This is a genomic window from Salirhabdus sp. Marseille-P4669 (assembly GCF_900240405.1).
Lineage (GTDB): Bacteria > Bacillota > Bacilli > Bacillales > Alkalibacillaceae > OEQK01.
This window is the reverse complement of sequence record NZ_OEQK01000010.1, coordinates 15742-34476: the sequence shown is the minus strand read 5'-3', so window position 1 is coordinate 34476 and position 18735 is coordinate 15742. Positions and strand designations below refer to the sequence as shown.

Sequence of the window (18735 nt, the reverse complement as noted above, 5' to 3'; positions counted from 1 at the left end):
TAAATGTATTTTATAGTTTGATTTCAATATCTACGCCGGATGGAAGATCCAAACGCATTAATGAATCCACAGTTTGTGGAGTTGGGTTCACAATATCGATTAAGCGCTTATGTGTACGCATTTCGAATTGCTCACGAGAATCCTTGTATTTGTGCACCGCACGAAGGATTGTGTAAACAGTCTTTTCTGTAGGAAGCGGAATTGGTCCTGAAACACTAGCACCAGAACGTTTCGCAGTCTCTACAATTTTCTCAGCGGATTGATCAAGAATTCTGTGATCATACGCTTTTAAACGAATTCGAATCTTTTCTTTTGCCATTACTTTCCCTCCTTTTCGCCCATTTTTTTAAACAGACATTCTCCGCGAAAATTTCCTTACACCCGCCATGGCAAAGGGGCCGGGTGTGTCAGCAACCTTCCGCATCATCGCCTTTTATGACCAACATTTAAAATTATACAGAAATCAAAGGCGTTATGCAACCATTAAATGAGATTTTTACGGTATTTATACAAAGAAAATATCGGTAAAAAACAACATTAACCATGATTGACACTTCAACTATTATACATACCCACAACACGAATTTCAATTAGTAAAAATTGTATTGTGATACGCGAAACATTTTGAATATTTCCATTATCTATGGCTAGTGCTTGATATAAAAAAAACAGGTAGCAAATTGCTACCTGTTTTCACTATATGAACTTAAATTAAGCTTCGATAACTGTTACAACACCAGATCCAACAGTACGTCCACCTTCACGGATAGAGAAGCGAGTACCATCTTCAATAGCGATTGGAGAAATAAGTTCTACGTTCATTTCGATGTTATCGCCAGGCATTACCATTTCTACACCTTCAGGAAGGTTAACAACACCAGTTACATCAGTTGTACGGAAGTAGAACTGAGGGCGATAGTTAGAGAAGAATGGAGTATGACGTCCACCTTCTTCTTTTGATAAAACGTAAACTTCTGCTTTAAATTTTGTATGTGGAGTGATTGTTCCTGGCTTTGCAAGAACTTGACCACGTTGGATATCTTCACGAGCTACCCCACGAAGTAGTGCACCAATGTTGTCACCAGCTTCAGCATAATCTAGAAGCTTACGGAACATTTCAACACCTGTTACAGTTGTTTTGTTAGCTTCCTCAGCAAGACCAATGATCTCAACCTCGTCACCAACTTTTACTTGTCCGCGTTCTACACGACCAGTTGCAACTGTACCACGACCAGTGATTGAGAATACATCCTCAACTGGCATCATGAAAGGCTTGTCAGTATCACGTTCTGGAGTTGGGATGTAGCTATCAACAGCATCCATAAGTTCGAAGATTGCATTTACATATTGCTCGTCACCTTCAAGAGCTTTAAGAGCTGAACCTTTGATAACTGGTACATCATCACCAGGGAAGTCATATTCAGAAAGTAGGTCACGAACTTCCATTTCAACTAATTCAAGAAGTTCTTCGTCATCTACCATGTCACATTTGTTTAAGAATACAACGATAGCTGGTACACCTACGTTTTTAGAAAGTAGGATGTGCTCACGAGTTTGTGGCATTGGGCCATCAGCAGCAGATACTACTAGGATAGCTCCGTCCATTTGTGCTGCACCTGTGATCATGTTTTTAACATAGTCAGCGTGTCCTGGGCAGTCAACGTGTGCATAGTGACGAGTTTCTGTTTCGTATTCAACGTGTGCAGTAGAGATTGTGATACCACGTTCTCTTTCTTCTGGAGCACCATCGATTTGGTCATAAGCGCGAGCTTCAGCTCCACCGCGTGTTGCAAGTACGTTTGTAATTGCAGCAGTTAAAGTAGTTTTACCATGGTCAACGTGACCGATTGTTCCAACGTTACAGTGGGATTTAGAACGGTCGAATTTTTCTTTAGCCATTTATATTTCCTCCTTTAAATAAAATACATTTGTTATGGATTTTTTGTATTTATATATACCTGGAAGTATGAAGTTTCGTTCATACCTCCAAGCTTATAACCTATTTATAATGGATGTATTGAAAAAAATCAATTACTCTCCACTATTTTTCTTAATAATTTCTTCTGAGATTGTTTTTGGAACTTCTTCATAATGGTCAAAGTGCATTGTGTAAGTTCCACGACCTTGTGTATTTGAACGTAGAGATGTTGCATAACCAAACATTTCAGAAAGAGGAACAAACGCGTTTACAACCTGTGCATTACCACGTGCACCCATTCCTTCTACACGACCACGGCGTGAAGTAATATCACCCATGATATCTCCCATGTATTCTTCTGGAATTACAACTTCTACTTTCATCATTGGTTCAAGTATAACTGGGTTACACTTGTTTTTAGCTGCTTTAAGAGCCATAGATGCAGCAACTTTAAATGCCATCTCACTTGAGTCAACATCATGGTAAGAACCATCATATAAAGTAGCTTTAATGTCGATTAGTGGGTATCCAGCTAATACTCCATTATCTAGTGCTTCTTTAATACCAGCTTCAACTGATGGGATGTATTCACGAGGAACAACACCACCAACGATTGCGTTCGTAAATTCGAATCCTGCGCCTTCTTCATTAGGTTCAAATTTAACCCAAACGTGACCGTATTGACCACGACCACCAGACTGACGAACGAATTTACCTTCAACTTCAGCAGCTTGACGGAATGTTTCACGGTATGCTACTTGAGGAGCACCTACATTAGCTTCCACCTTAAACTCACGCTTCAAACGGTCAACAATGATATCAAGGTGAAGTTCACCCATACCTGAGATAATTGTTTGACCAGTTTCAACGTTTGTTTCTGTACGGAAAGTAGGATCTTCTTCAGCTAGTTTACCTAGTGCAACAGACATTTTGTCTTGGTCTGCCTTCGATTTCGGTTCGATCGCAACAGAAATAACTGGTTCTGGGAATTCCATAGATTCTAAGATAACATTATCTTTTTCTCCACAAAGAGTATCCCCAGTAGCTGTATCTTTTAATCCAACCGCTGCAGCGATATCACCTGAATATACTTGGCTAATTTCTTCACGACTGTTAGCATGCATTTGTAAGATACGCCCTACACGTTCACGCTTATCCTTCGTGGAGTTTTTAACATACGTACCAGATTCAAGTGTACCAGAATACACACGGAAGAATGTAAGTTTACCTACGTATGGATCTGTCATAACTTTAAAAGCAAGGGCAGAGAATGGTTCGTTGTCATCTGCACGACGAACAACCTTTTCTTCTGTATCACCAACTGTACCTTCAATTGGAGGAATATCTAATGGAGATGGTAAATATTCAATAACACCATCTAACATTAGCTGAACACCTTTGTTTTTAAATGCAGATCCACAGAATACTGGATAGAATTCTACTGCAAGAGTAGCTTTACGAATAGCAGCATTTAATTCATCAACGGAAATCTCTTCACCTTCAAGATATTTCATCATTAATTCTTCATCAACTTCTGCTACCGCTTCAACTAGCTGGTTGCGTAACTCTTCTGCTTTATCCTTGTACTCATCTGGAATCGGTTTAGATTCTGTACGAGTACCAAGATCATCTTCATAGAAGTATGCCTCCATTGTAATCAAATCAATGATACCTTCAAATTGATCTTCAGCACCAATCGGAAGCTGAACAGGATGCGCATTAGCTCCTAGACGATCATGTAGGGTACTTACAGAGTATAAGAAATCTGCTCCTGTTTTATCCATTTTATTAATGAATACGATACGCGGAACTCCGTATGTTGTTGCTTGGCGCCAAACTGTTTCTGTTTGAGGCTCTACACCAGATTGCGCATCTAATACTGTAACAGCACCATCTAATACACGAAGGGAACGTTCAACTTCAACTGTAAAGTCTACGTGTCCTGGTGTATCAATGATGTTTACACGGTGTCCTTTCCATTGTGCAGTTGTTGCAGCAGATGTAATCGTGATACCGCGTTCTTGTTCTTGTTCCATCCAGTCCATTTGGGAAGCACCTTCATGAGTTTCCCCGATTTTATGGATACGTCCTGTATAGAAAAGAATACGCTCTGTAGTTGTTGTTTTACCGGCATCAATGTGAGCCATGATACCAATATTACGAGTCTTTTCCAAGGAGAACTCTCTAGCCATATATTTTTCTCCTTCCTAGAGTAAAGTTTATTGGATTTTTGGTTTTTACCAACGATAATGAGCAAATGCTTTGTTAGCTTCAGCCATTTTATGCATATCTTCACGACGTTTTACAGAAGCACCTGTATTGTTAGCTGCATCTAAAATTTCGTTTGCAAGACGTTCTTCCATTGTTTTTTCTCCACGTTGACGTGAATATAATACAATGTGACGAAGACCTAAAGCTTGACGACGTTCTGGACGAACTTCTACCGGTACTTGATAGTTAGAACCCCCAACACGACGCGCACGTACTTCAAGAACAGGCATTACATTTTTCATTGCTTGTTCGAATACTTCCATTGGATCGTTTCCACTACGCTCTTTCACTAGTTCAAAAGCGTTATATAGAATCTTTTGTGCAGTTCCACGTTTACCATCAACCATGATTTGATTGATTAAACGAGTAACAAGTTTTGAATTATATATTGGATCAGGTAACACATCACGCTTAGCTACTGGACCTTTACGAGGCATGCGTTCCCCTCCTTTCCATTTTGCTTAAATTCTTTATTTGTATTCCATTATTTTTTAGGTCTCTTCGTACCGTATTTAGAACGGCCTTGTTGACGACCTTCAACACCTGCAGTGTCAAGTGCACCACGAACAATGTGATAGCGAACACCAGGTAAGTCTTTAACACGTCCACCACGGATCAACACAACACTGTGCTCTTGTAGGTTGTGACCAATTCCAGGGATGTACGCCGTAACCTCAATACCGTTAGTTAAACGAACACGCGCATATTTACGTAATGCTGAGTTCGGCTTCTTAGGTGTTAGAGTACCTACACGAGTACATACTCCACGTTTTTGAGGAGAAGATTGGTTTGTTAAAGATTTTTTGAAGCTGTTGTAACCTTTATTTAATGCTGGTGAGTCAGACTTCTTTGATTTAGAAGTACGACCTCTGCGAACTAATTGGTTAATTGTTGGCATCGTAATTTTCCTCCTTTCTTGTATCGTTGTAATACCACACACCCAGGTGGTTCATTATAAACGAAAAAAAACAACGGCAAAAGCACACTTATCTATAAAGCACTATTTCTTAATAGCGACAGTAGCTGCACCAACGTCTATACCGCAAGCTTTTCCCAATTCTTTCATGGAATCTACATGAACGATCGGTAAATCCAACTCAATCGCTAGATTAACTACTTTTTCAGTGACACGTCGTTCTGCATCTTTTGCAACAACAACCTCTTGAATTTCGCCATTTTTCATAGCTTTTACTGTTTGCTTTGTGCCTATTATTACTTGCGACTTAGCCTGTGCTACTTTTTCATAAGACATTGTACATCCTCCAAAGCACCAAGGTTAAATTGAAGCACCTTGAATATACTATCATCTTGACGTTTTAATGTCAATATAATTTTGGTGATAATTCAAGGCACTTCATTTAACTTCTTTTACTTTATCGAGTCGTAATTTCTTCACCAACAAAATCAGCTTCCGTTGGGAGTTCTACGCTCTTCTTCATTTCAATACTACGGTAACGATTCATACCTGTACCAGCAGGAACCAGCTTACCAATAATTACATTTTCTTTCAATCCTAGTAATTCATCACGTTTTCCTTTAATTGCTGCATCTGTAAGAACTCTAGTTGTTTCTTGGAACGAAGCAGCGGATAAGAAGGAATCCGTTTCAAGAGATGCTTTGGTAATACCAAGTAACACTGGTCTACCGACTGCAGGTTGCTCACTATTAAGTAGTACTTTTTGGTTTGCATCTTTGAATTGATGAACCTCTAGTAAAGATCCTGGTAGAACGTCTGTATCACCTGACTCTACTACTCGAACCTTACGTAGCATTTGACGTACCATTACCTCTACGTGTTTATCAGCAATTTCTACCCCTTGCATACGGTAAACTTTTTGCACTTCACGTAGAATATAAGTTTGAACACCTTCCGTACCTTTAATCTTAAGTAACTCTTTTGGATCCACAGAACCTTCGCTTAATTCTTGACCTGCTTCTACAGTATCACCTATCGTCACCTTAAGTCTCGCGTTATACGGTGCGTTATAAGTACGTTGCTCTACTTCACCTTGAATGGTAATTTCAATTTTATCTTTCAATTCATTAATGTCTTCGACTGTACCATAAATTTCTGAAATAACTGCTTGCCCTTTCGGATTACGAGCCTCAAACAACTCTTGGATACGCGGTAGACCTTGGGTAATATCGTCTCCAGCTACACCACCAGTATGGAATGTACGCATTGTAAGCTGCGTACCTGGTTCACCAATTGATTGAGCTGCAATGATACCAACCGCTTCTCCAACATCAACTTGCTCACCAGTCGCAAGATTACGTCCATAACATTTCTTACATACACCATGCTTCGTATTACATGTGAACACAGAGCGGATTGTCAATGTTTCAATACCCGCATTCACAATATCCTTAGCAAGGTCTTCTGTAATCAGCTCGTTACGTCCTACAATGACTTCCCCAGTTTCTGGGTTTGTAACCTTCTTAAATGCTACACGGCCAATTAGACGATCAATTAAAGGCTCGATTATTTCGTCGCCCTCTTTAATTGTCGATACTTCTAAACCACGATCTGTACCACAGTCATCTTCACGAACAATAACATCTTGGGCTACATCAACAAGACGACGAGTCAAGTATCCAGAGTCCGCTGTTTTAAGCGCAGTATCCGCAAGACCTTTACGGGCACCGTGTGTCGAGATAAAGTACTCTAATACAGTTAAACCTTCACGGAAGCTTGATTTGATTGGAAGTTCGATAATTCTACCAGACGGGTTCGCCATCAATCCACGCATACCAGCTAACTGTGTAAAGTTAGATGCGTTACCACGAGCACCTGAGTCACTCATCATGAAGATTGGGTTTGAATTATCTAATGATTTCATAAGCTTTTCTTGGATTTCGTCTTTTGACTCTGTCCAGATAGCGATAACGCGATCATAGCGTTCTTCACCAGTTATTAAACCACGACGGAACTGCTTCAATACTTTATCCACTTTTTCTTGGGCACGATCTAAAATTTCTTGTTTTTCTGGTAAAACCACGATATCAGCCACTCCAACAGTAATACCTGCTCTTGTGGAATATTCAAATCCAAGGTCTTTCATGCGGTCTAGCATTTTGGATGTCTCTGTAATTTTGTATCGTTTAAAGACTTCCGCAATGATATCTCCCAGCATACCTTTCTTGAAAGGAGGTATGATATCACGACTCGCTATCTCTTCTTTAATATTTGTGCCTTTTGCAACAAAGTACTTTTCAGGAGTCTTAACCTCTAAATTACTCTTTGTAGGCTCATTTAAGTATGGGAATGAGCTCGGTAAAATGCTATTAAAGATGAGCTTCCCTACAGTTGTCAAAATAAGCATGTTATTTTGCTCTTCGGTGAATGTAGGGTTATTTAAAGAACCAGCATATACAGCTACACGAGTATGTAAATGTACATATCCATTTTTGTAGGCAATAACAGCTTCATCAAGGTCCTTAAATACTTTACCTTCCCCTACTGCACCCTCACGCTCTAATGTTAAGTAGTAGTTACCTAACACCATGTCCTGTGATGGTGTAACAACCGGCTTACCATCTTTTGGATTCAAAATATTTTGTGCGGCAAGCATTAAAATTCGCGCTTCCGCCTGAGCTTCTGCAGACAATGGAACGTGTACCGCCATTTGGTCACCATCAAAGTCTGCGTTATAAGCAGTACATACAAGTGGGTGTAGGCGAATAGCACGACCTTCTACTAATGTTGGCTCAAATGCTTGAATACCTAATCTGTGTAAGGTTGGTGCGCGGTTTAATAATACAGGGTGTTCCTTAATAACATCCTCTAAAACATCCCAAATTTCCGGATGCAACCGTTCAATTTTGCGTTTAGCCGATTTAATGTTATGAGCAATATTACGTTCAACAAGCTCTTTCATAACAAAAGGCTTAAATAATTCAATGGCCATCTCTTTCGGAAGACCACATTGGTACATTTTTAAGTTTGGTCCTACTACGATAACGGAACGACCTGAGTAGTCCACACGCTTACCTAGTAGATTTTGACGGAAGCGCCCTTGCTTCCCTTTCAGCATATGAGAAAGAGATTTTAACGGACGGTTACCTGGGCCTGTAACAGGACGACCTCTACGACCGTTATCGATTAATGCATCAACTGCTTCTTGCAACATACGCTTTTCGTTTTGTACGATGATGCTTGGTGCACCTAGATCCAATAAACGCTTCAAACGATTGTTGCGGTTGATAACACGACGATATAAATCATTTAGATCAGAAGTAGCAAAACGACCACCATCCAATTGAACCATAGGACGTAATTCTGGCGGAATAACAGGTAGAACATCAAGAATCATCCAAGACGGTTCGTTTCCAGAGTTTCTAAAGGACTCTAAAACTTCCAATCTTTTAATAGCTCTTGTTCTACGTTGTCCTTGAGCAGTTTTAAGCTCTTCCTTCAATATATCTACTTCTTTTTCTAAGTTAATATCTTGCAATAGCTTACGAATGGCTTCTGCACCCATTTGAGCTTGGAATGTTTGGCCATATTTTTCACGATACTGACGATATTCCTTTTCAGAAAGCAATTGCTTCTTCTCAAGAGGAGTATCACCAGAGTCTGTTACAATATAAGCCGCAAAGTAAATTACTTCTTCTAGCGCTCTTGGAGACATATCTAAAACAAGTCCCATACGGCTTGGAATTCCTTTAAAGTACCAAATATGTGAGACAGGAGCTGCTAGTTCAATATGCCCCATACGTTCTCTACGTACTTTTGATTTTGTTACTTCTACACCACATCTGTCACAAACGATTCCTTTGTAACGAACTCGTTTATATTTGCCGCAATGACATTCCCAGTCTTTTTGTGGTCCAAAGATTCTTTCACAAAATAGACCGTCTTTTTCGGGTTTCAACGTACGATAGTTAATTGTTTCTGGCTTTTTAACTTCACCATAAGACCACGAGCGAATTTTATCGGGTGAAGCTAAACCAATTTTCATGTATTCGAAGTTATTTACATCTAACAAGGGGCCTACCTCCCTTATAGTATCTAGCATTTTTTTAGATCTAGAAGATTACTTTCAAACTCCACAGCGGGCTTTTCCTTACCCACTGTGGTTTATTTTAAAAATTTATTCGCAAGAAAGATTAATTAGCTTCTTCTTCACGCGATTCCATATTAACATTTAATTGTTCTGCCGACTGGTCTTCATCTTCCATATCTCTCAATTCAATTTCCGATTCGTCACCAGCAAGGATTTTCACATCTAATCCTAAGCTTTGAAGCTCTTTTATTAATACTTTGAAGGACTCCGGAACACCTGGTTCTGGAACATTTTCACCTTTAACAATAGCTTCGTATGTTTTAACACGACCGACAACATCATCTGATTTAACGGTAAGGATTTCTTGAAGTGTATAAGCAGCACCATATGCTTCAAGCGCCCATACCTCCATCTCACCAAAACGTTGTCCACCGAATTGCGCTTTACCTCCAAGAGGCTGCTGCGTAACAAGTGAGTATGGACCAGTTGAACGAGCATGTAGCTTATCATCAACCATGTGAGCAAGTTTGATCATATACATGACCCCAACAGAAACGCGGTTATCAAACGGCTCACCAGAGCGACCATCATAAAGAATCGTCTTCGCATCTTTAGCCATTCCTGCTTCTTCAATTGTTTCCCAAACATCTTCTTCACGAGCTCCATCAAATACAGGCGTAGCTACGTGAATTCCTAGTTGTCGTGCAGCCATTCCTAGATGTAACTCTAGAACCTGACCAATATTCATACGAGAAGGTACACCTAATGGGTTAAGCATAATATCAACAGGTGTGCCATCAGGTAAAAATGGCATATCTTCTTCTGGTAGTATACGAGAGATAACACCTTTGTTACCGTGACGTCCAGCCATTTTATCCCCTTGGTGAATTTTACGCTTTTGAACAACGTATACCCGTACAAGCTCATTTACACCTGGAGGTAGCTCATCTCCATCTTCTCGGTTGAAGATTTTCACATCTAAGACAATACCTCCACCGCCATGAGGAACACGAAGAGATGTATCACGAACCTCTCTCGCTTTTTCACCGAAGATCGCATGCAATAATCTTTCTTCCGCTGTTAGCTCTGTTACCCCTTTTGGCGTAACTTTACCAACCAATAAATCTCCATCGGATACTTCAGCACCAACCCGAATAATTCCTCGTTCATCCAAGTTCTTAAGAGCGTCTTCGCCAACATTCGGAATATCTCGAGTAATTTCTTCTGGCCCTAGCTTTGTATCACGTGCTTCTGATTCATATTCTTCAATATGAACAGATGTATAAACATCGTCTTTAACTAGACGTTCACTCATAATGATGGCATCCTCATAGTTATAACCATCCCATGTCATAAAGGCTACAAGCACGTTTCTACCTAACGCCAACTCCCCTTGCTCCATGGAAGGACCATCAGCAAGAATTTCACCTTTACGAACACGTTCGCCAATTTCTACAATTGGTTTTTGGTTATAGCATGTGCCTTGGTTCGAACGAATGAATTTTTGTAACTTGTAGCGATCTAAATCGCCTTTCACTTCATTTCCATCAACGACAGAAATACGACGAACATGAACTTCCTTTGCTTCAACATGTTCTACAATACCATCATATCTACAAATAACTGCTGCACCAGAGTCCTTACCTGATACATATTCCATACCTGTACCTACAAGTGGTGCTTCAGGGTTCAATAACGGCACCGCTTGACGTTGCATGTTTGCACCCATCAAAGCACGGTTGGAGTCATCGTTTTCCAAGAACGGAATACACGCAGTCGCAGCTGATACAACCTGCTTAGGTGAAACATCCATGTAGTCAATCCGCTCTTTAGGCACTGCAGTGTTCTCACCACGGAAACGAGCTAACACTTCCTCATCTAAGAATGAACCATCTTCACCCAACAATGCGTTCGCTTGAGCAACAACATAATTATCTTCTTCATCTGCAGTTAAGTAATCAATGTGCTCCGTTACACGTCCTGTTTCAGGGTCAACACGACGGTATGGCGTCTCAATAAAGCCAAACTTATTCACTTTTGAATAAGAAGATAGAGAGTTAATCAAACCAATGTTTGGACCCTCTGGCGTTTCAATTGGACACATACGGCCATAGTGAGAATAGTGTACGTCACGCACCTCAAATCCGGCACGTTCACGAGTTAAACCACCAGGCCCCAATGCAGAAAGACGACGTTTATGCGTTAATTCCGCCAATGGATTTGTTTGGTCCATAAATTGAGATAACTGAGAACTTCCAAAAAACTCTTTAATAGATGCAATTACTGGACGTATGTTAATTAATTGTTGCGGCGTAATAGAGTCGGTGTCTTGAATAGACATACGCTCCCGCACTACACGCTCCATACGAGATAAACCAATACGGAATTGGTTTTGTAGCAACTCACCAACAGAACGTAATCGGCGGTTACCTAGGTGATCGATATCATCCGTATCCCCTACTCCATGTAATAAGTTAAAGAAGTAGCTAATAGAAGCAAGGATATCTGCTGGAGTTACATTCTTAATTTCCTTTTCAACTCCACCATTCCCAATTACATTTATCGTCTTTTCCCCTTCCTTATCAGAAGGATCCATGATTTTTATAGACTGAATGCGAACTGGTTCATCTAGAACTCCGTTATGAGGCTCTAAAATTTGTTCACCATAATTTTCTTCTGCCCCTTCTAAATAAGGCAAAAGTTTATCTAAAAGTCGACGTTCGATTTTGTCGCCTTTTTTCGCAATCACTTCACCCGTTTCAGGATCAACAATTGTCTCTGCAATAACTTGATTAAACAAGCGGTTCTTTATATGAAGCTTCTTGTTCATTTTATAACGTCCAACATGAGCCAAATCATAACGTTTTGGATCAAAGAAACGTGAAACAAGTAAGCTTTTCGCGTTTTCTACAGTAGGGGGCTCTCCAGGACGAAGACGTTCATATATTTCTAGCAACGCCTTTTCGCTGTTTTCTGTGTTGTCTTTGTCTAATGTATTACGTAAGTATTCATTCTCTCCAATTAAACGAACAATTTCTTCATCCGTTCCAAATCCAAGAGCACGTAATAATACTGTTATCGGCAATTTACGAGTACGGTCTATGCGTACATGCACAACATCTTTCGCATCTGTTTCAAACTCTAACCATGCACCTCTATTAGGTATAACAGTAGCCGAATATCCCTTTTTACCGTTTTTATCAATTTTCTCATTGAAATAAACGCTCGGGGATCGTACTAATTGCGAAACAATAACACGCTCTGCACCATTAATAACAAAGGTACCCGTGTCTGTCATAAGCGGAAAATCACCCATGAACACTTCTTGTTCTTTCACTTCACCAGATTCTTTGTTAAGCAAACGAACCTTTACACGAAGGGGCGCAGAATAGGTGACGTCTCGCTCTTTTGATTCATCTACTGGGTATTTAGGCTCTCCTAAACTATAATCAACAAACTCTAAAGAAAGATTGCCAGTAAAATCTTCAATAGGAGAGATATCCTGAAACATTTCCTTCAAACCTTCATCTAAGAACCATTGGTAAGATGCAGTTTGAATTTCAATCAGGTTTGGTAATTCCAACACTTCATTAATACGCGCGTAACTTCGACGTTTACGTAGTCGACCATATTGAACTAGTTGACCTGCCAACTGATTCACCCCTCAAACAAGCTTATTTGAAAAAACATTTACTACACCAAAAAATATTTTTGGTAAAATAATAATTTTCCTTATACTTTTCCACTCCATAAATGTTAAAATAGAGTAAAGGACATAAAGGAAAAAGATTCGACAAAAGCACATGTCGAAATTGCTTCTTATTAAATCTGTTAACGATCTAACAAAAGCAATTATTGAACATTCGTAATAGATACGAATGATTGTTGACTTCACTGCAACCTATTTAACGTTAAATAGCCAACTTGTTGCTTCAATTAAGGTTATGTAAAAATAAACTTCACTTTTAACGATTTTATCATTATTGCCATTTATTCATACAAATTATACCCTTTTAATGTAAAAAATACCCTCTTGACAAGCAAAAGATATTAGTTGGCATTTATCAATATTAGCATAGTTGGAAATATTTCGTCAAACTATAAATCCTCTTAAACTTTGTCTGCTCTTATGATATAGTAACCTTTTTCTTTTTTTACTACAGATACTTCTCCAAAAACCTCTTCCAACTTCTTTATAGCAGATGGAGCCCCTTGTTTCTTTTGAATTACAACCCACAAACTTCCATTTTTAGATAAGTGTTGAAAGCTTTGTTCAAAAATGCTGTGCACAACCTTTTTCCCTGCTCGAATTGGTGGATTCGTAACAACACTCGCATAATTGCGATTTTCCACTTTCGAAAACACATCACTTTCAAACACTTCTACATTTTGAACATCATTTTCTTCTGCATTTTGTTTCGCAAGCTGGATCGCTCTATTATTTACATCAATCATATGAACGGTTCGATTCGGAAAGGATTTTGCAAGTGTAATTCCGATAGCACCATACCCACACCCCACATCTAAAAACATCCCTTCGATGTTTGGTTCCGAAAAATGCTCTATTAATAACTTCGACCCAAAATCCACACCACTTTTTGAAAAAACCCCATAGTCGGATGTAAAACGAAAGCGAGTACCTCGTAAATCATACTCCCATTTAACTGGCTCACTTTTTGAAGATGGATTTTTTGAATAATAATGATCAGTCATTTAGATCACCTACTTTATTTCAATAAGTAATTCACAGGAACGCTTATTTTTATACTACCTATTTTTTTCATAATATAAACAGGAAAAGCCCGCCATTAAAATAGCGAGCTTAGCTTATTATTCAATTGAATTACTTAACTTCTACAGAAGCACCAGCTTCTTCAAGCTTACCTTTAACTTCTTCAGCTTCTTCTTTAGATACGCCTTCTTTAACAGCTTTAGGAGCGTTATCTACAAGATCTTTAGCGTCTTTTAAGCCAAGGCCAGTGATTTCGCGAACTGCTTTAACAACTTTAATTTTAGAAGCACCAGCATCAGTTAGTACTACGTCAAATTCAGTTTTTTCTTCAGCAGCAGCTCCACCAGCAGCTCCACCAGCTACAGCTACAGGAGCAGCAGCAGTTACACCAAATTCTTCTTCAATTGCTTTAACAAGATCGTTTAATTCAAGAACTGTCATTTCTTTAATAGCGTCGATAATTTGTTCTTTAGTCATTTTATATTTCCTCCTTAAGTTTTTATACGTTTTACAGCGTTAAGCCGTTGATTTCTTTTCGAAATTATACACATTTCCTAGCAAGAACCTTGCCGGATAAATTAAGCGCCAGCTTCTTCTTTTTGATCCGCAATCGCTTTTGTAGCATAAGCAAAGTTGCGAACTGGTGCTTGAAGTACACTGAGAAGCATAGAAAGTAGGCCTTCGTATGAAGGTAGATCTGCAAGTTCCTTGATTTGATCAAGTGTTGCAACATTTCCTTCAATAACTCCACCCTTAATTTCTAGATCTTCGTGATCTTTAGCAAAGTTATTAAGCACTTTTGCTGGAGCAACTACATCCTCAGCACTAAATGCAACAGCTGTAGGTCCAACTAGTACTTCGTTAAGTCCTTCAAAACCAGCTTCTTGAGCAGCACGACGAGTCAAAGTATTTTTGTATACTTTGAATTCAACGTTCGCTTCACGAAGTTTGCTACGAAGTTCTGTAACTTCCGCTACGTCTAAACCACGATAGTCAACAAGGATTGTTGATTTACTGTCTTTTAATTTTCCAGCAATCTCAGCCACAGTTTGTTTTTTGTGTTCAAGTACGTTTGACAATCCTTCCACCTCCTAAACAACATTTTTACCGCCATGTGCATTTCATTAGCTCAAGTTTCAACCTTTACTAAACGTAAAAAATGCCTCCACAGCGACCGCGGAGGCATGTATTCGTATAATTTTAAACATACAAATTGTATGGCTTATACAATATCAACACACCTCGGTAGGAAATTAAGCAAGTGTCTGCACCTACTGTCTGCGGTATTTATATTTTATTATTACAACATTATTGATTATAAGGAAGAACTCCCATAAAGTCAACAACATTGGTGATGTTTTATTTGGTAATTAATGTTATGCGCGGAACTCGGATACATCAACACGGATACCAGGACCCATAGTAGATGCAACAGCTACATTACGCATATAAGTTCCTTTAGAAGACTGAGGCTTAACTTTTAGCAATTGTTCAACAAGAGCTTTAAAGTTTTCAACTAGCTTTTCGTTTTCGAAAGATACTTTACCAATTGGAACATGGATGTTACCTGATTTATCAACACGATATTCTACTTTACCAGCTTTGATTTCGTTAATTGCTTTTTCTACATCGAAAGTAACTGTACCTGTTTTAGGGTTAGGCATAAGGCCTTTAGGTCCTAAAACACGTCCAAGCTTACCAACTTCAGCCATCATATCAGGTGTTGCAACTACAACGTCAAAATCAAACCAACCTTGGTTGATTTTATTGATGAAGTCTGCATCTCCTACATAATCAGCTCCAGCAGCTTCTGCTTCTTTTGCTTTTTCGCCTTTAGCGAATACTAATACCTTTTGTGTTTTACCAGTACCATTTGGCAGTACCATCGCACCACGAATTTGTTGGTCAGCTTTCTTCGGATCTACTCCTAAACGGAATGCCGCTTCCACTGATTCATCAAATTTTGCAGTAGCAGTTTTCTTTACTAGTTCAATTGCCTCTTCAACACCATATACTGTGTTACGATCAACAAGCTTTGTAGCTTCTAAATACTTTTTACCTTTCTTAGCCATTCCTTTTTCCTCCTCATTGTGGTTTTAACGGTTTTACCTCCCACTTAACGAAAACAATTTACTTCCATTGTTTTCAAGTGCAGACAATACCATAGCTGTAAGCGTGCTTTTTATCTAAAAGACAACCCGATTCTTTCTTATTACGGAACAAAGGTTGCGAAAGGTAATGTAGATACATCCTCACGCAACCTCGTATTCCATATGAAAGCTTTAGATAGGATTAGTCTTCGATAACAATTCCCATACTACGCGCAGTTCCTTCAACCATACGCATAGCAGCTTCCACGTCAGCAGCATTTAAATCAGGCATTTTAGATTCTGCGATTTCGCGAACTTTATCACGTTTAAGTGTAGCAACCTTGTTACGGTTTGGTTCGCCAGATCCTGATTCAATACCAGCCGCTTTCTTTAAAAGAACCGCAGCAGGCGGGGTTTTAGTGATAAATGTAAATGAACGGTCTTCAAAAACCGTAATTTCTACAGGAATAATCAAACCAGCTTGTTCTGCTGTACGAGCATTAAATTCCTTACAGAAACCCATGATGTTAATACCAGCTTGACCTAATGCAGGACCTACTGGTGGAGCTGGGTTAGCTTTACCTGCAGGAATTTGCAATTTAACTACTTTAATTACTTTTTTAGCCACGAGACACACCTCCTTAAGTCCGTGATGTGGTAAATGGGGTTTTCCCCCTCCCACTCTTTCCTCTACCTTAAATTTTCAACATACTCGAGGCATAAAGAACATAAAAATTTTAGCATCTTTATGGAATGAATGCAAGTGCTAAAATCAGATTATAATTTTTCAATTTGAGAAAAATCTAACTCTACTGGTGTTTCACGACCGAACATATTAACATGAACTTTTAATTTTTGTTTATCTAAGTCAATGTGTTCTACCGTACCGGTGAAATTCGCAAACGGACCATCTGTAACCCGAACATTCTCTTTTAAATCTATGTCCAATTCTAGTACAGGTTCATCCATTCCAAGTTTTTTCAGAATTCCTTCTACCTCTTCTGGTAACAATGGGGTTGGTTTGGAACCAGATCCAGTTGAACCAACGAACCCCGTAACTCCAGGCGTGTTACGAACAACATACCAAGAGTCATCCGTCATAATCATTTCAGCTAAAACATAACCAGGGAAAAACTTTTTCTTTAACGTTTTTGCTTTCCCATTCTTAATTTCTGTTTCAACTTCCTCTGGAACAATAACACGAAAAATCTTATCCGTCATCCCCATAGATTCTAATCGTTTCTCAAGATTTGCTTTTACTTTATTTTCATACCCGGAGTAAGTATGAACGACATACCATAGTTTTTCCATATTTTTAGGACAATTAATTTGCCCTTCCCTCCCTTACCAAAATCTATAGCAAACTGGCGAACGCCTAACAAACAAAATCAGTAGCCTTTTATATAGTATTCCCTAAATTCAACCCCATTTTCATAGATTTATGAAAAGATACTATAGGACAAGGGAGGCTTCAGGGAAAGGCGCTCGATACAACTATAAAAGCTCTACAATTTGAAAAAACCCGTAAAACGGGTTTTTTCACAACTTTATTAATCATTATAACATAAATAGATGGCATTTATTCAAATATGTTCTAGAACAATTCCAAAATTTGTGAGATACCTAAGTCAATTAACGCAAAAAAGATTGTAACAAACGCTACAGTTGTAACAACTGTTATTGTGTAACGTACTAATTCCTTCCCTTTAGGCCAGCTAACTTTTCTCATCTCACTAGCGACTTTTCTTAGGAATTTCATGATTCTGACCCCCAACCTATAGGCAACCTTTATTTTGTTTCGCGATGCATTGTATGTTTACTGCATGTTTTGCAATATTTCTTGATTTCTAATCGAGCCGAAGATGATTCTTTATAAGTAGTATAATTGCGAGATTGACAATCTACACATGCTAGTACGATTTTGGTCCTCATAATAATCATCCTTATAGTTCCTGTTAATAGAACTGTTATACCATATAAATGTAGCATGCATTAAGAAGACTGTCAATTCCTGTTATGGGATAAGCTCACCCACTTCTAAATACCGTTCCAACTTCCTTTTCACTCTCTGTAAAGCGTTATCAATCGACTTTACATGACGGTTTAATTGCTCAGAAATTTCATGATACGAGCGCCCGTCTAAATAGAGATTCAACACTTCTCTCTCTAAGTCACTTAAAATCTCTTTCATCTTATATTCCATATTCCCATATTGTTCGCGACTTATTATTAATTCAATTGGGTCCATAGTTTTAGATCCTTCTATAACATCTAACAAGGTACGGTCCGACTCTTCATCAAAAATGGGCTTGTCCAATGAGACGTAAGAGTTAAGAGGTATATGCTTTTGTCTTGTAGCAGTCTTAATGGCGGTAATGATCTGTCTTGTCACACATAATTCAGCAAAGGCTTTAAACGATGAAAGCTTGTCCTCTTGATAGTCACGAATGGCTTTGTATAAACCAATCATACCTTCTTGAACAATATCTTCACGATCTGCACCAATCAAAAAGTAGGTTCTAGCTTTTGCACGCACAAAATTTTTGTATTTATTAATCAAATAATCGAGCGCTTCACTATTACCCTCACGAACCATTTCTACAATTTTTTCATCCGTATGTACTTCTAAATCTAGATTCTGATCATTCCGTTCCTCTTTTTTCATAGTCACACAGGATTCCCCCTGATTTCGGTTATGCCACGTATACAGATTATTAT

The 18735-nt window shown here is 38.8% G+C and carries 17 protein-coding genes and 1 other annotated feature; all 17 genes read right to left on the bottom strand.

Annotation, left to right across the window (positions count from 1 at the left end; genetic code table 11):
* Window positions 1–10 precede the first annotated feature (10 nt).
* Window positions 11–319, bottom strand: a complete 309-nt coding sequence (gene rpsJ / locus C1A05_RS16860) for a 30S ribosomal protein S10 (protein ID WP_003397656.1) — start codon at window positions 317–319, stop codon at window positions 11–13.
* A 392-nt stretch (window positions 320–711) separates the two neighbouring features.
* The gene (gene tuf / locus C1A05_RS16855) at window positions 712–1899 is read right to left on the bottom strand and encodes an elongation factor Tu (RefSeq protein WP_102029407.1); all 1188 of its coding nucleotides are present in this window, start codon (window positions 1897–1899) and stop codon (window positions 712–714) included.
* Window positions 1900–2031: 132 nt separating this feature from the next.
* Window positions 2032–4110, bottom strand: coding sequence for an elongation factor G (fusA, locus tag C1A05_RS16850; RefSeq protein WP_102029406.1), 2079 nt, complete (start codon window positions 4108–4110; stop codon window positions 2032–2034).
* A 45-nt stretch (window positions 4111–4155) separates the two neighbouring features.
* Window positions 4156–4626: a 30S ribosomal protein S7 gene (gene rpsG, locus C1A05_RS16845; protein ID WP_102029405.1), complete on the bottom strand. Its 471-nt coding sequence runs from the start codon at window positions 4624–4626 to the stop codon at window positions 4156–4158.
* 47 nt (window positions 4627–4673) lie between these two features.
* Window positions 4674–5087 (bottom strand): 30S ribosomal protein S12, encoded by a 414-nt coding sequence (rpsL, locus tag C1A05_RS16840; RefSeq protein ID WP_102029404.1) that lies wholly within the window; start codon window positions 5085–5087, stop codon window positions 4674–4676.
* Between the two features lie 102 nt (window positions 5088–5189).
* Entirely contained in the window at window positions 5190–5441 is a 252-nt protein-coding gene (locus tag C1A05_RS16835) for a 50S ribosomal protein L7ae-like protein (RefSeq protein ID WP_102029403.1), read from the bottom strand.
* Between the two features lie 121 nt (window positions 5442–5562).
* Window positions 5563–9177, bottom strand: a complete 3615-nt coding sequence (rpoC, locus tag C1A05_RS16830) for a DNA-directed RNA polymerase subunit beta' (RefSeq protein ID WP_102029402.1) — start codon at window positions 9175–9177, stop codon at window positions 5563–5565.
* Window positions 9178–9298: 121 nt separating this feature from the next.
* Window positions 9299–12856, bottom strand: coding sequence for a DNA-directed RNA polymerase subunit beta (rpoB, locus tag C1A05_RS16825; protein WP_200816521.1), 3558 nt, complete (start codon window positions 12854–12856; stop codon window positions 9299–9301).
* 449 nt (window positions 12857–13305) lie between these two features.
* Window positions 13306–13908 (bottom strand): class I SAM-dependent methyltransferase, encoded by a 603-nt coding sequence (locus C1A05_RS16820; protein ID WP_102029400.1) that lies wholly within the window; start codon window positions 13906–13908, stop codon window positions 13306–13308.
* 130 nt (window positions 13909–14038) lie between these two features.
* On the bottom strand, window positions 14039–14404 hold the full coding sequence (rplL, locus tag C1A05_RS16815) for a 50S ribosomal protein L7/L12 (protein WP_102029399.1): 366 nt from the start codon (window positions 14402–14404) through the stop codon (window positions 14039–14041).
* 101 nt (window positions 14405–14505) lie between these two features.
* Window positions 14506–15006 (bottom strand): 50S ribosomal protein L10, encoded by a 501-nt coding sequence (gene rplJ / locus C1A05_RS16810; protein ID WP_102029398.1) that lies wholly within the window; start codon window positions 15004–15006, stop codon window positions 14506–14508.
* Between the two features lie 65 nt (window positions 15007–15071).
* Window positions 15072–15229, bottom strand: a sequence feature (ribosomal protein L10 leader region).
* Between the two features lie 74 nt (window positions 15230–15303).
* A complete protein-coding gene (rplA, locus tag C1A05_RS16805) occupies window positions 15304–15999 on the bottom strand; it encodes a 50S ribosomal protein L1 (RefSeq protein WP_102029397.1) in 696 nt (231 codons plus the stop codon).
* 220 nt (window positions 16000–16219) lie between these two features.
* Entirely contained in the window at window positions 16220–16645 is a 426-nt protein-coding gene (gene rplK, locus C1A05_RS16800) for a 50S ribosomal protein L11 (protein WP_145997328.1), read from the bottom strand.
* A 149-nt stretch (window positions 16646–16794) separates the two neighbouring features.
* Complete coding sequence (nusG, locus tag C1A05_RS16795; protein ID WP_102029395.1) at window positions 16795–17328, bottom strand: transcription termination/antitermination protein NusG; 534 nt, start codon at window positions 17326–17328, stop codon at window positions 16795–16797.
* 283 nt (window positions 17329–17611) lie between these two features.
* On the bottom strand, window positions 17612–17776 hold the full coding sequence (gene secE / locus C1A05_RS16790; protein ID WP_102029394.1) for a preprotein translocase subunit SecE: 165 nt from the start codon (window positions 17774–17776) through the stop codon (window positions 17612–17614).
* Between the two features lie 29 nt (window positions 17777–17805).
* Window positions 17806–17949, bottom strand: a complete 144-nt coding sequence (gene rpmG, locus C1A05_RS16785; protein ID WP_102029393.1) for a 50S ribosomal protein L33 — start codon at window positions 17947–17949, stop codon at window positions 17806–17808.
* A gap of 82 nt (window positions 17950–18031) precedes the next feature.
* Window positions 18032–18682, bottom strand: a complete 651-nt coding sequence (gene sigH, locus C1A05_RS16780) for an RNA polymerase sporulation sigma factor SigH (protein ID WP_200816524.1) — start codon at window positions 18680–18682, stop codon at window positions 18032–18034.
* Window positions 18683–18735 lie beyond the last annotated feature (53 nt).